The 20604-nt window shown below is 59.3% G+C and carries 18 protein-coding genes; 5 read left to right on the plus strand and 13 right to left on the minus strand.

Annotated elements, in window-relative coordinates; all coding sequences use genetic code 11:
* Window positions 1-3 precede the first annotated feature (3 nt).
* Genes KW840_RS05460 through KW840_RS05470 form a run of 3 tightly spaced genes read right to left on the minus strand, consistent with a single transcriptional unit; the run spans window position 4 to window position 7183 of the window.
* Window positions 4-2715: a putative virulence factor gene (locus KW840_RS05460; RefSeq protein WP_218494633.1), complete on the minus strand. Its 2712-nt coding sequence runs from the start codon at window positions 2713-2715 to the stop codon at window positions 4-6.
* Window positions 2712-5777 (minus strand): virulence factor SrfB, encoded by a 3066-nt coding sequence (locus KW840_RS05465; RefSeq protein ID WP_057712771.1) that lies wholly within the window; start codon window positions 5775-5777, stop codon window positions 2712-2714. Before KW840_RS05465 ends, KW840_RS05460 begins: the two co-directional genes overlap by 4 nt.
* Before the next feature lie 17 nt (window positions 5778-5794).
* Window positions 5795-7183, minus strand: coding sequence for an SrfA family protein (locus tag KW840_RS05470; protein WP_218494634.1), 1389 nt, complete (start codon window positions 7181-7183; stop codon window positions 5795-5797).
* A 267-nt stretch (window positions 7184-7450) separates the two neighbouring features.
* On the opposite strand from KW840_RS05470, the gene KW840_RS05475 reads away from it, so the two are divergent.
* On the plus strand, window positions 7451-8665 hold the full coding sequence (locus KW840_RS05475) for an aldose 1-epimerase family protein (RefSeq protein WP_090452124.1): 1215 nt from the start codon (window positions 7451-7453) through the stop codon (window positions 8663-8665).
* A 6-nt stretch (window positions 8666-8671) separates the two neighbouring features.
* Here the strand turns inward: KW840_RS05475 and KW840_RS05480 are convergent, their stop codons facing one another.
* The 4 genes from KW840_RS05480 to KW840_RS05495 form a co-directional block, all read right to left on the minus strand.
* Window positions 8672-10165, minus strand: a complete 1494-nt coding sequence (locus KW840_RS05480) for a YifB family Mg chelatase-like AAA ATPase (RefSeq protein WP_218494635.1) — start codon at window positions 10163-10165, stop codon at window positions 8672-8674.
* Window positions 10166-10385: 220 nt separating this feature from the next.
* A complete protein-coding gene (locus tag KW840_RS05485; RefSeq protein WP_256353200.1) occupies window positions 10386-11186 on the minus strand; it encodes a hypothetical protein in 801 nt (266 codons plus the stop codon).
* 102 nt (window positions 11187-11288) lie between these two features.
* Complete coding sequence (locus KW840_RS05490; protein ID WP_218494636.1) at window positions 11289-11735, minus strand: hypothetical protein; 447 nt, start codon at window positions 11733-11735, stop codon at window positions 11289-11291.
* A 461-nt stretch (window positions 11736-12196) separates the two neighbouring features.
* Complete coding sequence (locus tag KW840_RS05495; RefSeq protein ID WP_046038993.1) at window positions 12197-12457, minus strand: accessory factor UbiK family protein; 261 nt, start codon at window positions 12455-12457, stop codon at window positions 12197-12199.
* A 421-nt stretch (window positions 12458-12878) separates the two neighbouring features.
* Between KW840_RS05495 and glnK the strand changes: the two genes are divergently transcribed.
* The 4 genes from glnK (at window position 12879) to sutA (ending at window position 15654) form a co-directional block, all read left to right on the plus strand.
* On the plus strand, window positions 12879-13217 hold the full coding sequence (gene glnK, locus KW840_RS05500; protein WP_002555808.1) for a P-II family nitrogen regulator: 339 nt from the start codon (window positions 12879-12881) through the stop codon (window positions 13215-13217).
* 35 nt (window positions 13218-13252) lie between these two features.
* Window positions 13253-14590 carry an ammonium transporter gene (locus KW840_RS05505; RefSeq protein ID WP_057712776.1) on the plus strand — a complete coding sequence of 446 codons (1338 nt, stop codon included), beginning with the start codon at window positions 13253-13255 and terminating at the stop codon, window positions 14588-14590.
* Between the two features lie 213 nt (window positions 14591-14803).
* Window positions 14804-15229 carry a secondary thiamine-phosphate synthase enzyme YjbQ gene (locus KW840_RS05510; protein ID WP_057712777.1) on the plus strand — a complete coding sequence of 142 codons (426 nt, stop codon included), beginning with the start codon at window positions 14804-14806 and terminating at the stop codon, window positions 15227-15229.
* Window positions 15230-15330: 101 nt separating this feature from the next.
* Window positions 15331-15654 carry a transcriptional regulator SutA gene (gene sutA, locus KW840_RS05515; protein WP_008050867.1) on the plus strand — a complete coding sequence of 108 codons (324 nt, stop codon included), beginning with the start codon at window positions 15331-15333 and terminating at the stop codon, window positions 15652-15654.
* A 185-nt stretch (window positions 15655-15839) separates the two neighbouring features.
* On the opposite strand, the gene KW840_RS05520 is transcribed toward sutA, so the two are convergent.
* The 6 genes from KW840_RS05520 to KW840_RS05545 are packed head-to-tail and all read right to left on the minus strand — an operon-like array spanning window position 15840 to window position 20456.
* Window positions 15840-16547 (minus strand): HAD family hydrolase, encoded by a 708-nt coding sequence (locus tag KW840_RS05520; RefSeq protein WP_218494637.1) that lies wholly within the window; start codon window positions 16545-16547, stop codon window positions 15840-15842.
* A complete protein-coding gene (gene xerC / locus KW840_RS05525; protein WP_218494638.1) occupies window positions 16544-17443 on the minus strand; it encodes a tyrosine recombinase XerC in 900 nt (299 codons plus the stop codon). Before xerC ends, KW840_RS05520 begins: the two co-directional genes overlap by 4 nt.
* 2 nt (window positions 17444-17445) lie before the next feature.
* Window positions 17446-18171: a DUF484 family protein gene (locus KW840_RS05530; RefSeq protein WP_218494639.1), complete on the minus strand. Its 726-nt coding sequence runs from the start codon at window positions 18169-18171 to the stop codon at window positions 17446-17448.
* 13 nt (window positions 18172-18184) lie between these two features.
* A complete protein-coding gene (dapF, locus tag KW840_RS05535; RefSeq protein WP_057712780.1) occupies window positions 18185-19015 on the minus strand; it encodes a diaminopimelate epimerase in 831 nt (276 codons plus the stop codon).
* A gap of 4 nt (window positions 19016-19019) precedes the next feature.
* Window positions 19020-20267, minus strand: coding sequence for a diaminopimelate decarboxylase (lysA, locus tag KW840_RS05540; protein ID WP_057712781.1), 1248 nt, complete (start codon window positions 20265-20267; stop codon window positions 19020-19022).
* Window positions 20268-20279: 12 nt separating this feature from the next.
* On the minus strand, window positions 20280-20456 hold the full coding sequence (locus KW840_RS05545; protein ID WP_007980804.1) for a lipoprotein: 177 nt from the start codon (window positions 20454-20456) through the stop codon (window positions 20280-20282).
* Window positions 20457-20604 lie beyond the last annotated feature (148 nt).

The following is a 20604-nucleotide window of genomic DNA, read 5'->3' on the forward strand; positions in this document are numbered from 1 at the left end:
TGCTTATCTCGCTGCGAAGGCTGTGAGCACTTGGCCCAGCCGTTCGTTCTGTTCAGGGGTGATTTCACGTCCAGCACCATGGCCAGCATTGTCCTGCGTGATGTAGGCCAGGCCCGAAAGCCAGTCGCCTAGATACCGTTGCGCCTGATTCGCCGGTTGCGCCGGCAGTACAGGCACTTGTCCAGGGCCAATGTCGGTGTAGAACGAAAACAAGGGCTCCTTGGCACCGGCGCGGCTGTTCGGACGCTCGCTTACCGGTTTCTGGAGGTAGCCGAACCAGGACACGAAATCGCGCAGCACGCGCTGCACTTCCAGCACCTGGCGCTCAACCAGTTGATCGCGCCGCGCGCCACTTTGTGCGCGCTTGAGGACGGCGCGGCTCAGTTGCCCCGGCAAATCCTGGCGATAGCCGGCGGTGATCAGTTCATCGACCACCGCTTCCAGCAAGGCCTTTTCCAGCCCCAGCAGGTTGAGCAGGCTTTGCCGGGTGGTCAGTTCACGCAAGTGCGCGATCCAGGCCTTGAACGCTGCTTTGGCGAAACGGTGCTCGTTGCTTTGCGGTTCGGGCGCCGGGGTGCCGGTTTTGCTGCTGACTGGCGCGTCGTGGCCCGGGTCGTCACTGAAATCGAAATTGAAACCGGTGTCATTACCGTAGAGGCTCTGGCTCGGTGTCGGGGTGACCGGCTCGTCGTTCACGGCCGGCTCGTCATCGGTTTCGTACACGCCGCTGAGGTACAGGTCGCGCACCTCTTCGCTCGGTATGTCGAGTTGATCGATCAATTCGCCAAGTACCGCCGGGCGACGGCCCAAGCTCGTCAGAATCATTTGCGCTTTGGCTTTCTTGGCGGCTGCGGCGCCGTCGTCGTCAGCGTGGTACCAGGTGCTCAGACCGTGAGTGGTCAGGCCTTCGAGGCATTCGCTCAATTGCTCGCGGATACGCTGCAATTTAAATTCGATATTGGCCACGCCTTTGAAACTGCCGCTGAAGTGGCTGATGCCACCGTCATCGTTGCGCAGCATTTCTGTCCAGGCGTTGACCGGATTCTTGATGTGTTTGCACACCAGAGCGTTGCTGGCGAAGCTGGTGCCCAGCGCGCTGACACGTTCCTGATAAATGGCATTGAGGCCGGTTTCCGCACCGGTTGCGTCTTGCCCGATGAACGCCGCATCCATACGCGGCTTGCGCACCAGGTAGGTGTTCTGGAACGGTGTACCGGCCCAGTCGTTCATCCAGCTCAGGCTACCGAAACGCTCCAGCATGGTCAGCTTGACCATGCCGTTCCAGCTCTCGTCGTACTGATCGGGTGTCAGACTCAGGGAGTTGGTAATGCGCAGGTCGAGCATGGTCAGCGCCCAGATCAGGCCGGTATCGCGCTTGCTGCGAGCAGCCGAGTCGGCGCCCTGGGTTTTTTCGATCCAGCGGGTCAGCACCGGACCCACGTCGTTGACGTCGCTCTGCTTGGTCGAACTGGTGCAGACCACCAGTGCGTTCATTTCCTGGTTGTCGGTGTAGCGTTCGAACAGGTAGGCGACCTTGCCGCGCAGGATCAGCTGGGAAACGGAGTTGTCCTTGGTACTGGATTGCGGGTCGTTGGAATCGGCGATCTCGTGCAGTTTCTGGCGCCCGCGATAACCGGGGAAATCCAGCAGGTCGACCTGATTGACGATGTCATCCACCGGCGCTTCGATCAGGCGGAAGGTCATTTCGGCGGTCAGTGCCGCCAGTTGCGCGACCGCAATCGCCTGACTGTTTTGCAGGCGATCGCCAACCAGCGGTCGAACCTCGATCGGTAAGTCCAGCGGGCTGCCGAAGCGTTCGAGGATGTCGACGTTCATGATGCTGTCGCGCTGGCTGTAGGTGTCGTTGTCGAAACTCACCAAGGCCTTCAACGGTGCGAACACGGTCTCGGGCAGCCCCAGCTTGTGCAGCGCGCCGGCCAGTTTCTGGTACACGCGTGTCAACTCGCTTTGCTCACCCCAGAGGATCGAAAACAGCTCGGCCCGTTCCTGGAAATTCAGGTGTGGCGCCAGCTGCAACGCTTTGGGCCAGAACAGGTGCTCAAGCTTCTTCACCGAGTTGCGAAAATTGTCGCGCAGGTAATCCCACAGCGACACTAGATCGTCGGCGTTGACGCCCGTTTGCAGCGGCCCGGTTTCGCGACCTTCGAACGGTTTGAGCACGCGCTGGATGCGCTCCTCGTCGATCTCGTAGGAAATCCGCTCAAGGTCGAAATCCTTGAACCAGGCGTTGGCGAGAATCTTCGCCAGCTCGATTTCCTTGAACAACGTAAGTTCTACCGGGAAGTCCTTGTCCTGACTTTCCGTCGCCCGACGGCTGAAGCGCGTTACCAGGCCGGTGGCTTCCTTGCCACCACCCACCGGGTTGATGTGCTTGATGAAGTCCAGGCGATGATCGCCGAACTCGGTTTCCAGCTTACCGTTCTGACCGGCGGCGAGGGCCGAAATCAGGTAGGACTTGCCGGCCTGGGACAAGCCGAAAAAGCCAATGGTCATCGGCGTGCAGGCCACGCGACCGAGGCTTTGAGCCAGGTTGCGGGCGCGGTGCAGGCGGATGTTCAGGTTGTCGGCTTCGCTGTCCAGGCGCGGCGCATTGCCGCGCGTCTGGTCAATCCAGTCCAGCGCCTGACCGGCGCCTTCATAAACAGCGGCCCAACTGGCAGAGAGCTGAGTTTGATCGGGGGTCAGGTCTTTCATTTGCGTTTCACACTTCCACTGTCGAGCCAGTACTTGGTCTCGCTCAGGCCGGCGTCGAGCATGGTGTTGAGTTCCAGCTCGAGGTCGCTGCGCGGGTTGAAGTTGACGTTGTTACTGTTGGATTCGATGTCGCGAACCGAGAGGCGGTCGCTGACCAGATCCTGCTTGCGCGTGTATTTGTCCGCCGGTTTGACCTCGAACCGCACCTTGAGCAGCGGGGCGCTGCCGTTTTCACCGGTTGCCCGGGAAAACTTCTCCCGACCCGCCTTGGTGAACCGCAAGGTATACAACGGCGAAGCAGCCCAGCGGTCAGCGGCCAACTGGCGGAAACCGAGGCGCAGGTCGCCGCGCATCTCCAGCTGCGGCGTGTCGGCGGCGTCGCCAACGCCAATTTCCGGTAGCTTGATTTTGTAGTCTTCGGACTGGATGTTGCGGTACAGCACGTCGGCATCCTTGATCACGTTGTTCAGATCGATGACGCCGATGTGCTTGACCGTTGAATACGGCTTGAGCGCCGATGCCCGGAAGTAGAAGTTCGGCACGCTGTGGTTGGCGCACAACAGGCAGAGCATGGCGCCGACCGAGGCGGTGCTTTTCGGGTCGTCGATCCGGCCGTTCTTGTGAAACGGATACCAGCCGCCGGTGCGGTAGTTTTGCAGCGCCAGAATACGCCCCGGTGGCAGCGGCAACAGCTTGCGAATGAACGCCTGGATGCCGGGCAGGCGCGAAGGGCGGCCGGTCAGCAGCAAGACATCACAGGGGTAATGCGCGACCACTTCACACAGCGCACCAAGGATCTTGGTGATGTTGATCTGGTCGTTGAGAAACGCGGCATGGAGCTTTTGCAGGTCGAAGCTGATCGGCGCGTCATACAGGTCGAAACCGCTCTGAGCGCCGACATCGCGACGCACGGCGACATTGACGTAGTCGAGCACGGTCTGGCTGATGGCATTGTCACCGAGCAATTGGCGGTAGCTTTGCGGGATGACTTCTTGCGGGACCTGCGGATCGTAATGCTCATACGCCTTGAGCAGCGCCAGGCCCAGCGGGGCGAACACCTGGAGGTTCAATTGTTGACGCAAGATCATGTCCTGGGCGCTGACCGATTCATCGCCACACAGCCGTGACATCAGTGAGTTCGGGGCCTTTACGCCGGCGTTCTGCAAGGCTTTTTCGAAACTCGGCAGGATGAAGTCCTGGATCACGTCCAGCAGGATGTCGTCGCCGGCCACTTTGAAGCCATCGCGAAAACGCTGTTCCGGCACGATGTGCACGTTGCTGCCGCTGCCGGTATTGCCCGCACGGTCGAGGCGATAGTCGGTGATCACCAGGTCGGTGGTGCCACCGCCGATGTCGATGGTCGCGAGGGTGATGCGTTGGCGGTCGACCTTGTCCGGCCGGGCGATGGTGTCAAAAAACTCTTCCGGGTGACCGGCGAAGTTCTCGTTGACCTCAGTGTACAGGTACACCAACTGGCCGCAGGACGCTTCGTCCCATTCCACGCGGATACTCGGGATCGGCGTGCGCGGACTGACGGCCTGATCCTGATGTGGATCTTCCTCGCCGGCATGCCAGCCGAGGCTTTTCCACACCAGGCCGATGGCTTGCAGCATGCGTTCGTTGAGGATGCTGCGCTCGGCCTGTGGCATGCCCGGTGGCACAGTCAGGGTAATGCTGTTGAGCTGGCGCGGCACGCGGGTGTGACCCTGGCGCGAACGCTGGGCCGGGCTGTTGATTTGCGACAGCGCCTGGGCCAGTACTTCGGCGAGCATGAAGGTCATTAGCGAGCTGCGTGAGTAACGCGGCATGAACACCGGCAGACGATCGTCTTCTTCGAGGCTGTAAAGCGCCTCGCCGGTTTCGTTGATCAGGTGCGAGAACGGCGCGGCGGTGGCGTACGGCTCATTGTCGGTCTTTATATACGAGCAGTTGAAACGCCAGCCGTGGCCATAGGCGTTTTCGTCCCACAGATAGCGTTTCGGGCTGGACAGGCCAGTGGAGCCTTCGGTGCCGCGACGACGACTGGCCAGACGACTGGCCTCATTGCCGACACGGGCAATCGTCGCCCATTGGAACGCATCGTGGCGACCGCTCTTGACCGAGCAGTGGTCCTTGCCGAAGTACGCCTGGGAGAACTCCACGCGGCTTTCAAACGGCAGGTTATAGGTGTGTTCCGGGGTGATCAGGTCACGCAGTTCCAGCACATAATTCTGCTTCAGGCCGGAGCCGGCCTGACCGTGGTTTTCGATCAGGATGCCGCAGGTGCGCGAGTTGCCGACGTCCAGCACCAGGTCCACCGGTATGGGTTTGACCAGGCCATTGCTGTCGTTGGCGACCACTTTCAGCTCGGGGATTTCAACTTTCGCCCGGGCCTTCGACTCCTGGGCGGCTGACGGTTTGCTCAACAGGCTGAGCAAGTTGAGGTAGTGCGCCAGGTGATGGTTAGCGCGAATATCGATGTCCAGCTCTGCGCGCGAACGGTGGGCATTGCCCTCATTGAACACTTCCAGCAACCACTCGTTGACCCACGGCTGCGCCAGGAACCAGCGGGTTTCGCTAGCCTTGGTCGCCAGTTTGAAAGACACGCCGGAGCTGATGTCTTCATCGTTCGGCGCCAGATAGGCAGTGCCGTCACGTTTGGGCATCACACGGCTGTCGAACGCCATCGTCAGGCGGTGGGTATTACCGTCGATGTCAGGAGTTGCCAATTTCACCAAACGCATGCGCGACCAGTTGGTCGGACCTTCGTCGAAGCGATGCGGCGGCATGAAGCGGAAAAACGGGATCGGTAGCCAGATACCGTCGAGCAAATCGAGGCTGCTTTTCATGTCGACGCTGAACGCAGGTTTGGCTTTTTCGACCTTTTCCGGTTCGGGTTCGTAGAAAAAGAAGTCTTTCTCTTCGTTGTACGCCAGGCGGCAGATCAGCCCGCTGATCATCGGTGCGAACTCGCCCGCCGGTTCCTTGCGGGGATCCAGGCGCAGGGCGAAATCCATGAACTGGATGCCGGTGTCGCTGACCAGTGTGACGGTGTCTTCGAATTGAGTGACTTCAGGCAACATGTCGGGTTATTCCGTTTTTATTCGGCCACTTGCCGCATGGACATGGGGAATTGTTCTTTTCCGTAACCACCGGTGCAGTCTGCGATCGTGGTCGCCCCTGGGCGGCAGCTGACCTTGGGCATGTCGTAAGTGCTGCCATCGCCGCAAACGGCCTGGCCCTGGCTGTCGATGGCCAGGCTGCCACCCTTCATAGTAGCGCTCACCGGCCCGCTGCATTTCGAGCCGTCGGCCTGATGTACGGTGACTTGGCCCTTACCGTCCTTGAGTTGGTACTCCAGACGTAGCGGTTTGCCGGTTCGGCGATCCTGAATCCCGGCGCCTGCGCTGTACTGTCCATCGAGAAACTTGGCGGCACCGTCGGCGGCGTCTGGCGGGATGCTCAGGGGCGGGCCGGGTTTGGCAGCGGCGGGTTTTTCTGCCTCGGGCGATGTGACATCCGGCGGCGCGGTTTTGTTTTCTGGTGGCTCAGTTTTGTTTTCGGGTGGCGCAGTTTTGTTTTCAGCTGCCGGGTCTATGGCCGGGTCTTTGGTCAAGTCGGCGGGTGCCATGTCAGCCTCGTTACCCTCGACGGCCGGCGTTTCCACACCATGCGTTCCAGTCACGGCGGTGCCGGTTCCAGTGGTCGAGCCTATAACGGTGCCTGTCACCGGAACGTTGTTGAGTGTCGTGACATTTCCGGACAGTGGCGGCTCTTCCAGTTGTTTTTCTACTGGCACAACGCCGTCAGGCAGCAAATCTACCGCCACCAACGGAATCGGTACGCACCCTCGGAGGCCGAGCAACAGCCACAAAAGCAGCAGCAGGAGCGGCAGCAGCAACAGCCACCACCAACGACGCCACCACGGACGAGCAACCACCGGCACAACGGGCGGAACAACAGGCGCTTCGACCTCGGGTGGCAGCGTGAACGCGGGTGGTACCTGATAGAGGCAGTGCAGGGGATCGCCATTGCCGGTGCCGGCATGCTCGAAACCCCAGAAAGTCAGCACCGGTTTGCCTTGCACCAGGTAGACGAAGTTTTCGTCCGGGAAATGAATCACGCGCTTGAGCAGCTTACCGAACACGGCTTTGTCGCCTTGCGGCTGTTCGGCGGAGTCCGTACTCAGGAAACGCTGGCTCAATTCTTCGAGCGCGGTCTTCAGCGCTTCAAGCTGGCGGCGGGCAGGGGCACGTTCTTCTTCGGTCGCGCTGCTCCACGGAATCACATCGCCGTCGAGAGCGCTGTACCAATCGATCTGGTTCCCGAGTTCATCGCTTTGAGGGATGGCCAGATGATCGACCAACTCGGGGTTCTTGCGGCGAATGGCTTCGCGCAATTGCAGGGCTGCTCGGTAGACCGGTTGACCTGTTTCGCCGAGGGCAGTGAATGACCCGCTCTTACCGCTGCGTAATAGTGCCCCGCGCATTCAAACTCCATACGATCCGTTGCGCAAAAATGACAGACAAATGTGTCTGTACTTGCTCCTGCATTTAGCGGGCGACATTAGTGTCATAATGATATCGCCGTCAATCTGCCGGAGGTTTAAACCTTATGAGACTAACGTAAGCGTGCGGAGGTTGCATAAGGTCAAATTTAATTAGCTTGGGAAGGCTCGGGCGTAAGCTTTTTTATGCTTGCTGAATCGTTTCATCAGCGCTATAAAAAATGCACAACTCCAAGAAAGGCTTTCCCCATGTCCCCGCTCAAACTCTTCGTTGCCCTCAGCGCGCTGTCCGCTGCCTCCCACGCCATGGCCTGGGATTACGTCCTGCTCGACACCGACAAAGCCGCCCAGAGCTGGCAGATCACCAGCCAGCAACTCGGGGTGAAAACCGACAAACCCTTCTCCGTGACCCTGCGCACCTTGCACGGCGGTCGGCAGGAGGGCGTCAGCATCGTCGACATCGATAACGGCACGATGAAACTCTCGGTGGTGCCGACTCGCGGCATGAACGTCTTGCAGGCCTCGGTCGGCAATGTGCGCATGGGCTGGGATTCGCCGGTCAAGGAAGTGGTCAACCCGTCCTTCATCGAACTCAATGGCCGCGGTGGCTTGGGCTGGCTGGAAGGTTTCAATGAGCTGGTCACCCGTTGCGGCTACGAATGGGTCGGCCATCCCGGCATGGACAACGGTGAACTGCTGACCCTGCACGGCCGCGCCGCCAACATTCCGGCCAACAAAGTCACCCTGCACATCGATGAAAAACCGCCATACGCCATCAGCCTGCGTGGCGAGCTGAAAGAGCAGGCGTTCAAGAAAGTCGACTTCTCCGTGGCGACCGAACTGGTCACCGAACCCGGCAGCGTAACGTTCGCCCTCAACGACACCCTGACCAACAACGGCGACTATCCGAAGGAATACCAGGCGCTGTATCACAGCAACTTCAGCACGCCGTTCCTGGAACAGGGCGCCCGCTTCGCCGCGCCGGTGAAACAGGTCTCACCGTTCAACGACAAAGCCAAAGGCGATCTGCCGGACTGGCAAACCTACCGTGCACCGACCAAGGACTACGACGAGACGGTTTACAACGTGGTGCCGTATGCCGATGCCAAGGGCGATACGTTGACCGTGTTACATAACAAGGCCGGCAGCCTGGGGGTTTCGGTCGGCTTCAATACTCAAACACTGCCCGTGTTCTCCCTGTGGAAAAACACCGATACCCAGGGGCAGGGCTATGTCACAGGGCTGGAACCGGGGACGAGTTTTTCCTACAACCGCCGGTATCAGCGGCCATTGAACCTGGTGCCGACGATTGGCCCGAAGGAACACAAGCAGTTCCGCATCAACTACAGCTTGTTGGCGGATAAGGCGGCTGTGGATAAGGCCTTGAAGCAGGTGAGCGAAATTCAGGGTGGGCGGGAGACTGAGGTGCGGCAGACGCCGTTGGTTGACCTCAACAAGGGGTGATGCTGACTAGAGTGTTGTCGGCCGATATTGCAGCGCCTCGGCCAAGTGTTCACGGGTGATGCCATCGACTTGCTCAAGGTCCGCCAAGGTGCGAGCAACCTTGAGCAGTCGATGGGCCGCTCGCAGCGACAAGGTCAGCCGTTCACACGCCGTTTCCAGCCAGGTTTCGTCAACTGTGGATAACTTGCAGTGTCTGCGCAGGCCCGGCAAATCGAGGAATGCATTGGCGCAGCCTTGGCGCTTTTGTTGCCGTTCTCGTGCATCGGCAACCAACTCGGCGGCGGTGGCAGTATCGTCGCCGGGTTTCAACGCAGGATTCAGCGCCGTGGCTTCGCGAGCAACCGTAAGGTGCAGATCGATACGATCCAGCAGCGGCCCCGACAATTTGTTGCGATAGCGCTGAACCATGTCCGGCGTACAGGAGCAACGGCCGCTCGGTTCGCCAAGATATCCACAGGGGCAGGGATTCATCGCGGCGACCAGTTGAAAGCGCGCCGGGAAGCGTACGCGGTCCTTGGCACGGGAGATCACGATGTGGCCGGATTCCAGTGGCTCCCGGAGCACCTCCAAAACCTTGCGATCAAACTCCGGTAGTTCGTCCAGAAACAGGACGCCGTGGTGGGCGAGGGTGATTTCGCCGGGCTGCGGCTTCGAGCCGCCCCCCACCAGCGCGGGGCCGGACGCCGAGTGATGCGGTTGGCGAAACGGCCGCTGCGGCCAATGGCTCAACGGCGAGCAACTGACGACCGACTGAATCGCCGCCACTTCCAACGCTTCATTTTCGGCCAGGGGCGGCAGCAATCCCGGCAAGCGGCTCGCCAACAGGGTTTTTCCCGTTCCCGGCGGCCCGCTGAACAACAGGTTGTGAGCACCAGCGGCAGCGATCAGCAGCGCACGCTTGGCCGCGAGTTGCCCCTGCACTTCATTCAAGTCGGGGTAGGGTTTGCTGGCGTAGAGCAGGCCATTGGAGACATAAGGCTCAATCGGTGTATGCCCATTGAAATGCGCAACGGCCTCAAGCAGATGATCCACCGCAATTACTTTCAGTCCCGAGGCCAGGCACGCTTCCTCGGCGTTCGCTCGCGGCACCATCAACCAGCGCCCGGCCTTGCGCGCTGCCAGCGCCGCTGGCAAGACCCCACGAACCGCCCGCACGGCACCTGATAACGCCAACTCCCCAAGGCATTCCGCATCATCGAGCGTCAACGTAGGCACCTGCACACTGGCCGAGAGAATCCCCAGGGCAATCGCCAGATCGAACCGCCCTCCATCCTTGGGTAAATCGGCCGGCGCCAGATTCAACGTGATCCGCCGCGCCGGAAACTGCAGCCCCGAATTGATGATCGCGCTACGCACCCGGTCCTTGCTTTCCTTAACCGCCGCCTCGGGCAGACCGACCATCGTCAGCGACGGCAAACCATTGGCCAGGTGGACTTCAACGGAGACAGCGGGCGCATCCACGCCAATCTGGGCGCGGCTGTGGACGATGGAGAGGGACATGGTCGTTCCTTGAGATGACGGGAGCCGCTTCCTGCGGGTTTTTGAAGGGTAGTCGTGGAGTCCGGTCGGAGAGGAGGGAAACTTTCGCAGAATGTTGCTGAAGCCACGCTCTGTAACAGCAGCCAAACGCTGAGTTTGGCTGCACAGCTGTCGTAAAACCTGCTGACAAAGCCAGCCTGACACGCCCCTGCGCATTTATTTCGCGTGTAAATCAAGCAACTTATGTTGAGGCAGCTTGTTTGGAAGAAGTTGTGTCGTCAAACAAGCTATTATCGCCGTTCAGGATTTTGCCGGCGAAGCTCTCGGCATCCATCTTCTTTTTACCTTCTGCGACATTCGTAAAATAGTTGAAGTCTAAATCTATCCAGTGCTTAAGTTTGGCTTCGTAGTTGTTTGGATACTGTGCTTGCTGAACTGGGGGCAAGCCCTTGTAATGGTCAAGGACACTTTTGGAGAAGTTTGTGAGTTTTCCAGTGTTGTTGTATTCAAACTCTGCTTCGGCCACCACTTTCTGTCGCCATGCAAATTCTTGTTTGGCTGACTCTTCCAGTGCTGCCCGTCTTTCATTGATGGTAAAGGTGCCGCTGTCATCGTAAGTAATTAAGGCAAGCTGATCCATGGGCATCCCCGAAAACGGATTTTTGCCGAGTCCGTTTGTATACTGTGTCGCACTTTTGGCGCGCGCTAGTAATGTGGCATTATCTGTGTCAGGAACTTCAGAGTCGTATGTTGATTTATTGGCAGTATAATTAGCACTCACTAACTCGTTGAATGTGTTATTAGCCATCGAACTCAGTTCCGTTCTAGTTAGGCGTGCATCCCGGGCCTGTGCGCGTACTGAGGCTTCGCTCAATTGGCTCGCTAGGGTGGAAACGGTACTACTATCTCGTGCGTTGCCAAGTGGGCCTTGGGGTGTGCTTTGGTTGATGCCTGGGTTTTTGCCGGGAGTCGCTGTCAATTTTTTTGTTCCAGCGAGCGCTTGGCCGCTGTTAGCTGCAAAATTGTTTAGTGAATTAACCATTCTTTTCTGCTCCCTGTTCGATGACTAAAATATGATGCATCGCCTAATAAATGTTGATGCTTTATCAAGATCTTACAAGCCCATTAAATATCGCTACATGCTTTATTTCATGGTGAGTACTACTGACCAGGCATAGGTGGACGGATTTGCTTTAGTTACTTTGATGGTGCAGGTGGCCCCACCACTAGGCGTGGCCGTATTATTCCACTTTGGAATTTTACTCGCGCCAAAGCCAGGAGTAGTCACAAATGTAGCTAAATAAATACATTTCTTGTTACCAATTTGATATCGCAAATTAGCATGATTGTAATCAGGTGATATCTGGCTTTGTATGACGTACGTATCTGAGTCATTTGCAATCACGGACGCTTGTGGAGTAGGTGATGCGTTTGCTTTCGTTATAGCTTCGTTGTTTGTTATGGGGGTATACGTAGCAGTCTGTGTTCCAAGGTTCTTGAATGTGACTGTAACGGACGGCCCAGCGACCGCTGAACTTATGTGAAATGCAGTCAATGCGAAAACGGCAATTAAAGACTTGGATATTTTCATGGGTGTTGCTCCTTGTGGTGTTGGTAACAGTATTCCATTTAAAAAGTTGTGCTCATCACAAACTATTATCTAAGCCATGTAATATGGGCTTAAACTTTTTCGAGCGGATTTGCGAACCGGAGCCTGCGGAAATACCGGCAGGCCCGAAGGTCTCCCATGCACGGCCATAATTCGAGAAAGGAATAAATCTCTGGTTCGAACGTCGTCACGGTGCGTCGGGTGCTGTTCGAGTCGTCAAACCCATTGCTGACTAATCAGCTGGGAGTGAGCTTAGGAACCGGAGCTTTGCGGCGCAATCGGACGGGGAATGAGATCTTCGTAGGAAGTTGCCGGGATTCTTGCGGGCTTGAATACCGCAGCCTGCGGCAATTCCTACAGGTCAATCTGAAGGTCGTTTCGACCTTTTCGCGAGCAGGCTCGCTCCCACAGTGGATTGGGTTTCACAGTGAGCATTTGCGGTGTTATTCGGTTGGTGGGTTCAGTTTCGCTTCCAGCTCGGCCACTTTCGCTTCGAGGCTTTCGAGGCGGGCGCGGGTGCGTGCCAGTACGACCATCTGGCTATCGAACTCTTCCCGACTCACCAGATCCAGTTTACTGAAGCCGCTCTGCAGCAACATTTTGAATTGGCTTTCGATTTCGGCTTTCGGCAGAGGCGTGTCGCCGCTGAAAAGGCGGGAGGCGGTGCCGGTGAGGGCGTCGAGGAAGTCTTTTGGCGCGAGCATGGGCAATGTCCTGGAAACAATGACGGGCAGTGTATCACGCAGTGTCTATAGTCATTTGCGCGGGCAAGGGATGCACGATTTTCGCGCATTGGGACAGGCGGCGTTGCACCGTTGTTGTGCGTAACGTGCGGGGTCTTGTCGCGAAGTATCCACCATCCACCTGTAATGGCTTGAAAACAGTCGGTTTTGTGGAGATGGCAAGCTTTCTGCTTAGATGCTGGTGACCCATGCACTGATGCAGTCGCTGTGACGAATGCAGTGCGCCAAACGGAACGCGGGGGAGTGTTTCGTGAGGAGCGGTTAGCTGGCGTCGAACGGGCAGGTAAGGCCGACGATGCGTTACAAAGCCAGGCACTGCGCTTAGACTTGAGACGGGTTTGTTTTCCTGGGGCAAGTCCACCAAATTCGGGAGAGAGTTTTCATGAAGCTAGTCACTGCCATCATCAAGCCGTTCAAGCTGGACGACGTACGCGAGTCGCTGTCCGAGATCGGCGTGCAGGGCATTACCGTCACTGAAGTCAAAGGCTTTGGTCGGCAGAAGGGTCACACCGAGCTGTATCGCGGCGCGGAATACGTGGTCGATTTCCTGCCCAAGGTGAAGATCGACGTCGCCATCGACGACAAGGATCTGGACCGGGTAATCGAGGCCATCACCAAGGCTGCCAACACCGGCAAGATCGGTGACGGCAAGATCTTCGTGGTCAATCTGGAACAGGCGATTCGCATCCGTACCGGCGAAACCGATACCGACGCGATCTAAGCCGCCACAAACCCAACGCCCCAGGAGAAAACAATATGACTCTGCGTAAATTCGCAGGGCTAGGAGCCCTGTTGTCCATCGTAATGCCCAGCCTTGCTCTGGCGGCAGACGAAGTGGCGGCCCCAGTCCTCAACTCCGGCGACACCGCCTGGATGTTGACCTCGACAGCTCTCGTGCTGTTCATGACCATTCCCGGCCTCGCGCTGTTCTACGGCGGCATGGTTCGGTCGAAAAACATTCTTTCCGTGATGATGCAGTGCTTCGCCATTACCGGTCTGATCAGCGTCCTGTGGGTCATTTATGGCTACAGCATCGCGTTCGACACCACGGGCATGGAGCAGGGCGTCGTCAACTTCAACTCGTTCTTCGGCGGCATGGGCAAGGCGTTCCTTGCGGGTGTCACGCCAGCGAGCCTGACCGGCCCGGCAGCGCTGTTCCCCGAGGCGGTGTTCATCACCTTCCAGATGACCTTCGCGATCATCACCCCGGCGCTGATCGTCGGTGCGTTCGCCGAGCGGATGAAGTTCTCCGCGATGCTGATTTTCATGGGCATCTGGTTCACCCTGGTGTATGCGCCGATTGCGCACATGGTCTGGTCCGGCAACGGTGGCCTGATGTGGGACTGGGGCGTGCTCGATTTCGCTGGCGGCACCGTGGTGCACATCAACGCCGGTGTAGCAGGCCTGGTTGCTTGCCTGGTGCTGGGCAAGCGCAAGGGTTTCCCGACCACGCCGATGGCGCCGCACAACCTCGGTTACACCCTGATGGGCGCGGCCATGCTGTGGGTTGGCTGGTTCGGTTTCAACGCCGGTTCCGCCGCTGCGGCCAACGGCACCGCCGGCATGGCGATGCTGGTGACGCAAATCGCTACCGCTGCTGCTGCACTGGGCTGGATGTTTGCCGAGTGGCTCACCCACGGCAAGCCTAGCGCACTGGGCATCGCTTCGGGCGTGGTTGCCGGTCTGGTGGCAATCACCCCGGCTGCCGGCACCGTTGGCCCGATGGGCGCGTTGGTAATCGGTCTGGCGGCTGGCGTGGTGTGCTTCTTCTGCGCTACCACCCTCAAGCGCAAGCTCGGCTATGACGATTCCCTGGATGCCTTCGGCGTGCACGGTATCGGCGGTATCCTCGGCGCAATCCTGACCGGTGTGTTCGCTGCTCCGTCCCTGGGTGGCTTCGGCACCGTGACCGACATCGCCGCACAAGTGTGGATTCAGTGCAAAGGCGTGGGCTTCACGGTGATCTACACCGCGATCGCTACATACATCATCCTCAAGGTGCTGGATGCGGTCATGGGCCTGCGGATCAACGAAGAAGAAGAAGCGGTCGGCATCGATCTGGCGCTTCACAACGAACGCGGCTACAACTTGTAAGCAGGCGCGTAAAAAACTGCCCGGCTTGCCGGGCATTTTTTTGTCTGGAATTTGTCGTTGAAGGCCGAGCTGAAAGGTTTTTTCCTACAGGTTTTATGATGTTTACGTCGGGTGTTTTTGTGCAGCCAAAGGCTTACAGGATTGAAGGAATATTAGGGCCTTTGTTTTTTCACAGAGCGCGCTAGAATGCGCCCCGAACGTGCGGAGAACTGTATGTGGCAACAGACTCTGATTACCTTGCGGGCGAGGCCCCGGGGCTTTCATCTGGTAACGGACGAGTTACTCGCCGGCCTGCCTGAACTCAAGGCGTGTCGGGTCGGTCTGTTGCACTTGTGGCTGCAGCATACCTCGGCGTCGTTGACCATCAACGAGAACGCCGATCCGGCGGTACGTCGCGACTTCGAACGATTTTTCAATCGTCTGATCCCACAAGGAACAGACGGCTATGAGCATAACGACGAAGGCCTGGACGACCTCCCGGCGCACTTCAAGGCCAGCGTGCTTGGCTGTCAGCTCAGTTTGCCGATTGCGGCAGGCCGGTTGGCGTTGGGGACCTGGCAAGGCGTTTATCTGGGCGAGCACCGTGATCATGGCGGTGCCCGTAAAGTCCTCGCCACCGTGCACGGTGAAGGGGCATAACCGCTGGTCAGCAGCGGCTGTTGATTTTTTTCCGGCAGCCTTCGACAGAGGGCAAAGCTGGGCTATAACTAATCTGCTTTTCGCAAGTCATGAGGTAGAACATGAGCGACGATGATCTGGAAAACGACGACCTCGAAGTAGGCGACGACGACGAAACCGAAGAAGGTCTGGAAGCAGCGGCGGAAGACGTCGCTGAAGACGACGGTGGTGATGCGCCGGTTCCGACCGCCAAAGGCAAGGCCAAGGCAGCGGTATCGGTCGATGAGCTGCCGAGTGTCGAAGCCAAGAACAAGGAACGCGATGCTCTCGCGCGGGCCATGGAGGAGTTTTTGGCCAAGGGTGGCAAGGTGCAGGAAGTGGAGGCCAATGTGGTCGCCGATCCGCCCAAGAAGCCGGACAACAAGTACGGCAGCCGGCCTATTTGAGCCTGCTACCCGCTTACTGAAAAAGCCCGCCGTCGCTGCGGGCTTTTTCATGCCTGAAACAAAAACATGAAACCTGTGGTGATCCCTGTGGGAGCGAGCTTGCTCGCAATGGCGGAGTGTCAGGCAACATTTATTTTGAATGTTAAGCCCTCATCGCGAGCAAGCTCGCTCCCACGGTTTTTTTGTCAGTTCGATACCGAATTCCACCGCGCCAGCAATGCCGGCAAATCGCTCAGGCTGCGAATCTCCGCATCCGGCAACCGTTCGGCTTCCCAAGCCTTGCCCGCCGGGTTGAACCAGATCGCCCGCATTCCCGCCTGCTGCGCACCGGCAATGTCATCACCTGGATGATCGCCAATGTGCACCGCCGATTCAGCGGTCGCGCCACCGCGTTGCAAGGCCTCCTGGAACAATCGCGCATCGGGTTTGGCAATGCCGATGTCTTCGGCGCAAAGCGCAAACTTGAAGTAATCCGCCAGGCCCAGCCGACGCACATCGGCATTGCCATTGGTGACCACGCCGAGGGCGTAATGATTGGCGAGGATTTCCAGGGTCGGTTCGACCTCCGGAAACACTTCGATCTGATGCCGGGCATGCAGGAATACTTCAAAACTCTTGTCCGCCAGGTCCGAGGCTTCGTCATGCCCATAACCGGACTCTTCCAGTGCGTGGAACAGCACTCGCCGACGCAGGGCGCTGATGCGGTGCTTGAGGCTGGGCTCGTTGCTCAATACGCGCTCACGAATGGCCCACAAATGTTCCACCGGCACTGCCCCCAGGTTGGGCGCGTGCTCGGTCAGCCATTCACGCAAAACGGCTTCGGCGCTGACGATCACCGGGGCGGTGTCCCACAGGGTGTCGTCGAGGTCGAAGGTGATCAACTGAATACTCATGTATCGTCGCCTTTCATGCGTTTGGCCCGTGGGTGGGCGCTGTCGTAGACGGCTGCCAGATGCTGGAAGTCCAGGTGGGTGTAGATCTGTGTGGTCTTGATGTCCGAGTGCCCGAGCAGTTCCTGCACCGCGCGCAGGTCCTGGGACGATTCCAGCAAATGGCTGGCGAAGGAGTGTCGCAACATGTGCGGATGCAGGTTCTGCCCCAGTTCGCGCTCGCCGGCAGCCTTGACCCGCACCTGGATCGCCCGGGGGCCGAGGCGGCGGCCTTGCTGGCTGACGAACACCGCATCGTCCGTCGGGTTGGCCATGGCTCGCAATGGCAGCCACTGCTCCAGCGCTTCGCGGGCCTTTTTTCCTACAGGCAGCAGGCGGGTCTTGCTGCCTTTGCCGAGCACCTGGACCATGCCGTCAGCCAGATCGAGCTGATCGAGATTGAGCCCCGTCAGCTCCGAAAGCCGCAAGCCGGAGGAATAGAACAGCTCGAGAATCGCTTGGTCCCGACGTGCCAGAAAGTCATCCTCGACCCCGCCTTCCAGCAGTTGCAGGGCGCGGTCGGTGTCGAGGGTTTTCGGCAGGCGGCGTTCGCCTTTGGGCGGTGCGAGGCCATTGGCCGGATCGTGGTCGCACAGGCCTTCGCGGTTCAGGTAGTGATAGAGCCCGCGAACGGCTGACAGTAATCGCGCCAGGCTGCGGGACGATTGGCCTTGGGCGTGCAGACGGGCAACCAGGCTACGCAGGCGCTGGATGTCCAGCGCCGTCCAGCTGCCGATATTCTGTTTGACGCACCAGCCCAGCACTTTATCGAGGTCGCGGCGGTAAGCCGACAGTGTGTGCGGCGACACCTGCCGCTCACTGCGCAGGTGTTCGCAGTAAGCGTCCAGTTGTCGTTCCATGTTCAGCGTACCGAGCGCAGGGAATTGTTGACCCGTGGCAGCACGCGACCCATGACTTCAGCGATGTAACTCAGGAACAAGGTGCCCACCGAGCTTTTGTAGTGCTGCGGATCACGGCTGGCGATGGCCAGGATGCCGTGGATGCCCTGGTGGCTGATGGCGACAACCGCGGTGGAGCCGATCTGCTTGCGCTGTTCTTCGCCGAACAGGAAGTCCAGTTCATGCTCGCGCAGGCTGCCGCTGACGCTTTTGTCTTCCGAGAGCAAACCGCCGATGGCCACTTGAGCTTCGGCGTGGGTGACCCAGCGGCCCACCGGCATGGCGTTGTCGCCGAGCAGGATGAGGCTGACGAAGGGCACCTGGAATTCCTGGCGCAGGCTGTCATCGACGCACATCACCACGTCTTCCAGGCTGGCAGCATCCATCAATGCCAGGATCAGGCGACGGGTCTTTTCGAACAGGCGGTCGTTGTCCCGGGCCACGTCCATCAAATGCGACAGGCGATGACGCAGTTCAATGTTGCGGTCGCGCAGGATGGTCATCTGACGCTCGACCAGCGACACGGTATCGCCGCGCCGATGGGGGATACGCAGGGACGGGAGCAGTTCTTCGTGCTCGACGAAGAAGTCCGGATGAGCCTCCAGGTACGCGGCTACAGCCGCCGCCTCGAGGCTTTCGGACGGTGATTCGTCAGCTTGTCGTGCGGGTACCTGAGGCTTGTCGGTCATGGATTTCGCTCACTCAAAGACGCACTTGTCCTTCATATACGCGCACTGCCGGGCCGGTCATCATCACCGGTTGGCCAGGGCCTGCCCATTCGATGGACAAGCGCCCGCCAGGCAGGTCGATCAATAGCGGCGAATCCATCCACCCCTGGCTGATCGCGGCCACTGCGGCGGCACAGGCGCCGGTTCCGCAAGCCTGGGTTTCCCCGGCTCCACGTTCCCAGACGCGCAATTGCGCGCGGCTCCGGTCGATGACCTGGAGAAAACCGACATTGACCCGTGCCGGGAAGCGCGGGTGATGTTCGATTTTCGGGCCCAGCTCATGCACCGGCGCGTTGTTGATATCGCTGACCCGCAGCACGGCATGGGGGTTGCCCATGGACACGGCGGCCAGATCGACCGGGGTGCCGTCGACGTCGACCTGATAACTCTTGGCCTGCTCCGGTGCCTGGAACGGAATATCCGCCGGTACCAGGCGCGGGGCGCCCATGTTGACGCTGATCTGGCCGTCGTTACGCACGTCGAGCTCGATGACGCCGCTTTTGGTCTCGACGCGAATCACACGTTTTGCAGTCAGGCGCTTGTCGAGCACGAAACGGGCGAAGCAGCGCGCACCGTTGCCGCACTGTTCCACTTCGGAACCGTCGGAGTTGAAGATCCGATAGCGGAAATCCACGTCCGGGTTGCTCGGCGCTTCAACGATCAGCAACTGGTCGAAACCGATGCCGGTGTGCCGGTCACCCCATTGCTTGGCATGCTTGGGCAGAATGTGCGCGTGCTGGCTGACCAGGTCGAGGACCATGAAATCATTGCCCAGGCCGTGCATCTTGGTAAAACGCAGCAGCATGGTTTTACTCCGGCAGCAGGCTTTCGCCAGCATACAACTCGGCTACCGTTTCACGGCGACGCACTTCAAATGCCTGATCACCGTCCACCAACACTTCTGCGGCACGGCCGCGGGTGTTGTAGTTGGAACTCATGACAAACCCGTAGGCACCGGCCGAATGCACGGCCAGCAGGTCGCCTTCCTCCAGCGCCAGCTGACGATCCTTGGCCAGGAAGTCGCCGGTCTCGCAGATCGGGCCGACGATGTCGTAGGCGCGGGCAGCGGAGGTGCGCGGGCTCACGGCAGTGACGTCCATCCAGGCCTGATACAGCGCTGGGCGGATCAGGTCGTTCATGGCGGCGTCGACGATGGCGAAGTCTTTGTGTTCGGTGTGCTTGAGGTACTCGACCTGAGTCAGCAGCACGCCGGCGTTGGCGACGATGAAGCGGCCCGGCTCGAACACCAGCGCCAGGTCACGGCCGTCGAGACGCTCGCGCACGGCCTTGATGTAGTCGGCAGCCAGTGGCGGCTCCTCGTCCTTGTATCGCACGCCCAGGCCACCACCGAGATCGATGTGGCGCAGGTAGATGCCGCAATCGCCAAGGCGATCGACCAGGCCCAGCAGGCGGTCGAGAGCGTCGATGAACGGCGGCAGGGTGGTCAGTTGCGAGCCGATGTGGCAATCGACGCCGACCACTTCCAGGTTCGGCAGCTGCGCGGCACGCACGTACACGTCTTCGGCGTCGGCGATGGCGATGCCGAACTTGTTCTCTTTGAGACCGGTGGAAATGTACGGGTGGGTGCCGGCATCGACGTCCGGGTTCACGCGCAGCGAAATCGGCGCGCGAACGCCCAGTTCGGCGGCGACCACCTGCAGGCGTTCCAGCTCGTCGGTGGATTCGACGTTGAAGCAGTGCACGCCGACTTCCAGGGCGCGACGCATGTCGTCGCGGGTTTTGCCGACGCCGGAGAACACAATCTTGTCGGCGCTGCCGCCAGCGGCCAGTACGCGTTCCAGCTCGCCACGGGAGACGATGTCGAAACCGGCGCCAAGACGCGCCAGGACATTCAGGACACCCAGGTTGGAGTTGGCCTTGACCGCGTAGCACACCAGGTGCGGTGTGCCGACCAGCGCATCGGCGTAAGCCAGGTATTGGGCTTCGATGTGCGCGCGCGAGTAAACGTAGGTGGGTGTACCAAAGCGCTCGGCGATGGCAGACAGGGCAACACCTTCCGCGAACAGTTCACCGTCACGGTAGTTAAAAGCGTCCATGAGGTTCCCTTATTATTGGTAGACGTCGTGCTTGTGTGCTTTGGAGGCAGGCTGCTGCTGCGACGACTTGGCTTGCTCCACAGGGTCCTGGTCTTCATCGGGCAGGTACAGCGGGCCTTTTTGACCGCAGGCCGACACAAGGCAGGCAACCGCGAGGAGCGCAGCAAGGGAAGAGATCAGGCGCTTCATGGCGAAATCCTTGAAAATGCATTAATTGCGCCGGAGTATACCGGCCACCCGGCAGCTTGCCTATGCAACGGACCGCCCGTCCGGCGGGGCTCGGCCCGATGCCGGTCGGTATCATGCAATCCCACAGGTCGTTATCCTTTGCAATCGA

The organism is Pseudomonas sp. PDM30 (assembly GCF_019218985.1).
Classification (GTDB): Bacteria; Pseudomonadota; Gammaproteobacteria; order Pseudomonadales; family Pseudomonadaceae; genus Aquipseudomonas; species Aquipseudomonas jessenii.

Excerpts from the sequence above, each read along its gene's own strand:
- KW840_RS05505 (WP_057712776.1), top strand. The coding sequence starts at position 13,253 with ATGACTCTGCGTAAATTCGCAGGGCTAGGAGCCCTGTTGTCCATCGTA.
- lysA (WP_057712781.1), bottom strand. The coding sequence starts at position 20,267 with ATGGACGCTTTTAACTACCGTGACGGTGAACTGTTCGCGGAAGGTGTT.
- KW840_RS05545 (WP_007980804.1), bottom strand. The coding sequence starts at position 20,456 with ATGAAGCGCCTGATCTCTTCCCTTGCTGCGCTCCTCGCGGTTGCCTGC.
- KW840_RS05475 (WP_090452124.1), top strand. The coding sequence starts at position 7,451 with ATGTCCCCGCTCAAACTCTTCGTTGCCCTCAGCGCGCTGTCCGCTGCC.
- dapF (WP_057712780.1), bottom strand. The coding sequence starts at position 19,015 with ATGCTGCTGCGTTTTACCAAGATGCACGGCCTGGGCAATGATTTCATG.
- KW840_RS05460 (WP_218494633.1), bottom strand. The coding sequence starts at position 2,715 with ATGAAAGACCTGACCCCCGATCAAACTCAGCTCTCTGCCAGTTGGGCC.
- KW840_RS05495 (WP_046038993.1), bottom strand. The coding sequence starts at position 12,457 with ATGCTCGCGCCAAAAGACTTCCTCGACGCCCTCACCGGCACCGCCTCC.
- sutA (WP_008050867.1), top strand. The coding sequence starts at position 15,331 with ATGAGCGACGATGATCTGGAAAACGACGACCTCGAAGTAGGCGACGAC.
- xerC (WP_218494638.1), bottom strand. The coding sequence starts at position 17,443 with ATGGAACGACAACTGGACGCTTACTGCGAACACCTGCGCAGTGAGCGG.
- KW840_RS05480 (WP_218494635.1), bottom strand. The coding sequence starts at position 10,165 with ATGTCCCTCTCCATCGTCCACAGCCGCGCCCAGATTGGCGTGGATGCG.
- KW840_RS05510 (WP_057712777.1), top strand. The coding sequence starts at position 14,804 with ATGTGGCAACAGACTCTGATTACCTTGCGGGCGAGGCCCCGGGGCTTT.
- KW840_RS05530 (WP_218494639.1), bottom strand. The coding sequence starts at position 18,171 with ATGACCGACAAGCCTCAGGTACCCGCACGACAAGCTGACGAATCACCG.
- KW840_RS05470 (WP_218494634.1), bottom strand. The coding sequence starts at position 7,183 with ATGCGCGGGGCACTATTACGCAGCGGTAAGAGCGGGTCATTCACTGCC.
- KW840_RS05490 (WP_218494636.1), bottom strand. The coding sequence starts at position 11,735 with ATGAAAATATCCAAGTCTTTAATTGCCGTTTTCGCATTGACTGCATTT.
- KW840_RS05465 (WP_057712771.1), bottom strand. The coding sequence starts at position 5,777 with ATGTTGCCTGAAGTCACTCAATTCGAAGACACCGTCACACTGGTCAGC.
- glnK (WP_002555808.1), top strand. The coding sequence starts at position 12,879 with ATGAAGCTAGTCACTGCCATCATCAAGCCGTTCAAGCTGGACGACGTA.
- KW840_RS05520 (WP_218494637.1), bottom strand. The coding sequence starts at position 16,547 with ATGAGTATTCAGTTGATCACCTTCGACCTCGACGACACCCTGTGGGAC.
- KW840_RS05485 (WP_256353200.1), bottom strand. The coding sequence starts at position 11,186 with ATGGTTAATTCACTAAACAATTTTGCAGCTAACAGCGGCCAAGCGCTC.